Origin of the sequence: Paenibacillus residui (genome assembly GCF_042677205.1) — a bacterium.
GTDB classification, from domain to species: Bacteria; Bacillota; Bacilli; order Paenibacillales; family NBRC-103111; genus Paenibacillus_L; species Paenibacillus_L residui.
The window spans coordinates 1-2621 of record NZ_JBHTIU010000038.1 but is presented as its reverse complement, the minus strand read 5'-3'; the positions used below and the strand labels follow the sequence as shown (position 1 = coordinate 2621).

Below are 2621 nucleotides of genomic sequence, written 5' to 3'. Positions count from 1 at the left end.
GCTTCGTGAATGATTTCACACCTTAAAAATTAAAAAAAACTGTCTTGACTTCTTGTGCCACTATAGAAACCGCCGGGTATATTGCATTAGAAACTAAATCTACTATTCAAGTGGATAGTCGTTTGCGGGAACGTGCTAATTGGGGCGACCTTCCAGGCCAAACCTTTGATGAGTTTGTTGCCATGTGGGAGCGGTGCACGTCTGAACCCGAATATATACCGCCTGTAGGCGATTCAGCAAAGCAAGCCGGGGAACGTTTATCTTCATTTTTAACAGAATTAGCACAGAAACATCCGTTCCAAAGTCATATTGTAATGGTTACGCATGGAGGATTAATAACGGACTTTCTTGTAAATACATTCCCCGGGGATCAACTTGATCTATGGCATCCCAATTTCATTGCCGTACAAAGCCAGTTAATTCCCGAGTGTTCTATAACCACGCTAATTTATGAAAACGGGCAATATCAAATTGCAGATTTGGCATCTGTTGAGCATTTAGAATCCATCCTTTAACCATACCAATATGTAAAGTTGGTTTAAGATATTTATTGCCTATATTCCACCTGTTTTCGTTGCTATGATCTTCATATATCAGATGCGCAGCTGATCAATTGGAAAATGGAAAAGGGGATCAAAAGATGGGTAAGGACCACATCATTCAATCGATGCTTTCTGCAAAGGTAAGTATGACGCCGAATGGGTTTGTTGCAGACCAATTAAGCCCGAAGCAGTTTGCGGATTGCCACGAGTTGTTTTTTGACAAGATTTTCGAAATTAGTTCATCGGATATATCGGGAGTAGAAGGCTACGGTGAGTTTAATGAGGATTGTCAAACAAATTATGGGACCTGCAGGGAATTTCTGATCGATACCTTTGCGGAGGATAAAGAGGGGTATTGGTACAACTGGAGGGAAATGTTTGAAACGACGGTTTTGGAACGTGAATTTTTCGAAAGATACTTTAAGGAAATGGAGGACAGAATTCATTATTGCGAAGGCAAGCGTTATTTGGTTAATAATAATACATTTTTCGTCAATATGATTACGGATGGGAAGACAACGGTTGGTTTCCCTGACTGGAGCAGATCCGGTATTTGCGATCTCCTGTTGGATTTTTCCATTATGGACCTGAATAAGCCTTACTTAAAAATACCGGAATTGTTGGTGGAGTATTGCAAGCAAAGGGACATCGTCATACCGGATTTTCAAGAAAGATACTTATGTATGGCTTATTATAAAGGAATCGATGTCTTGCGTTGGCATGCATCGATTGATGATACGGAATCCTGCATGTCTATAATGAAATCTGTCAGTGAACTGAAGGATCGACTATACGCCCTATAGATGGTGATGGTATGAAATATGAAAATGCCGGCGATGTGTTGCCGGAGGAATTATTGAAAGAAATTCAGAAATATGCGGCAGGAAAACTGCTCTATATCCCTTCCGGGGAGGAAAAAAGGGCATGGGGCGAAATGTCCGGATACCGGGATCAATTGCAGAGGCGCAACCTGATGATTCGCAATAAGTATGCCAACGGGATTACGGTTTCGGAGCTTGCGGACGAATACATTCCGTGACGGGGCAAGTATACGGTTGGTTTGGCGATGTAACGGATACGAGATGGCATACGCTGGAGTTCCAGGCCGTCATTCAAACGGGACAAGGTGGCCAGACGATCCAAAATACTGCACTCGTGAATGCTGACAACATAGATCAGCCAGGCGAACCGACGGAGATCATGTTGGTGTGGCAAGTGCTTTTTGATTGGAATGGATCACTTAACGCCTGGATGCATGCTGCCGGACTTGAACAGATAGACTGGATGAAATCGGCCTGGTGCCCGCTCCCTCCAAATCGGCCGTCTCATAGTAGTCTCGCGGGATGCTTTGCAGCCCTGCAAGGAATAAGATAATGTTGTAGCCGATATGTTTCCATAGGTAGAATACGGAGATCACACCTCTCGACGGAGGCTACAGGCACTATCCTGGATTCCATTAAGAAAATCATCTATTCGAAGAAAAATGACAGACATTTAATCTATTCTCCGACTATAGAATCAGCTGTACAATATGCGAATGCCGGAATGCTCGAGGAATGGATTCAGTGCTATCTGCTGCTCACCCGAAAAGTGGCTCCCATTCTGCATGATGTTATGAAGGAGGACCAGCTATATTTTGGAGTCGTTAAGTTTCCACTGCGTCTTATCGAGCGTGATGGATAAGTTATGATGATGAGCTCGAAAAACTAAAGCCGTTGTTACGCAATGCTTACCAGTGCATATACAATTATCAGCTTGTTCGTTCTCCTATACGATTCGTACGAAAGCTATAATCAACGACGGCGCTCTGGAGAATCTGACTTCATACTGAATCAGAAGCGGCTGGAGGGCGGCTGCATCGTCATCATTTTCATCTGCAAGGTTTTCCCCACTCCCTATGACAAAGTTGCGGTGAAATCTGGATGGGTACCCGTATGAATGCCATTATAATAATTTAGTTTTGTCATCATGGGTGGTAAATCTTCATTTTTCTCGACAAATACAATATCCCAAGGTCAAGTCCTGACTCTTGTGTAAAATTCACTACAATGTTTTCTACACTGGATTATTAGCCTAGCT

3 protein-coding genes and 2 pseudogenes are annotated in these 2621 nt (G+C 43.0%); 4 read left to right on the top strand and 1 reads right to left on the bottom strand.

The window, feature by feature from the left end:
• Positions 1 to 44: 44 nt before the first annotated feature.
• The 4 genes and pseudogenes from ACFQ03_RS12035 to ACFQ03_RS12020 form a co-directional block, all read left to right on the top strand.
• Entirely contained in the window at positions 45 to 515 is a 471-nt protein-coding gene (locus ACFQ03_RS12035) for a histidine phosphatase family protein (RefSeq protein ID WP_379288339.1), read from the top strand.
• A 125-nt stretch (positions 516 to 640) separates the two neighbouring features.
• Positions 641 to 1345, top strand: a complete 705-nt coding sequence (locus ACFQ03_RS12030; protein ID WP_379288337.1) for a hypothetical protein — start codon at positions 641 to 643, stop codon at positions 1343 to 1345.
• 11 nt (positions 1346 to 1356) lie between these two features.
• Positions 1357 to 1581, top strand: a complete 225-nt coding sequence (locus ACFQ03_RS12025; protein ID WP_144937529.1) for a CD3324 family protein — start codon at positions 1357 to 1359, stop codon at positions 1579 to 1581.
• Positions 1582 to 1739: 158 nt separating this feature from the next.
• Positions 1740 to 1841: pseudogene (locus tag ACFQ03_RS12020) on the top strand (sugar ABC transporter permease); the annotation flags it as partial.
• Between the two features lies 1 nt (position 1842).
• Here ACFQ03_RS12020 and ACFQ03_RS12015 read toward each other — a convergent pair.
• Positions 1843 to 1959 (bottom strand): annotated as a pseudogene (locus ACFQ03_RS12015) (sugar ABC transporter permease); the annotation flags it as partial.
• Positions 1960 to 2621 lie beyond the last annotated feature (662 nt).

Bases quoted from the DNA above. Each gene is read 5' to 3' on its own strand.
- ACFQ03_RS12030 (WP_379288337.1), top strand. From the start codon at position 641: ATGGGTAAGGACCACATCATTCAATCGATGCTTTCTGCAAAGGTAAGT.
- ACFQ03_RS12025 (WP_144937529.1), top strand. From the start codon at position 1,357: ATGAAATATGAAAATGCCGGCGATGTGTTGCCGGAGGAATTATTGAAA.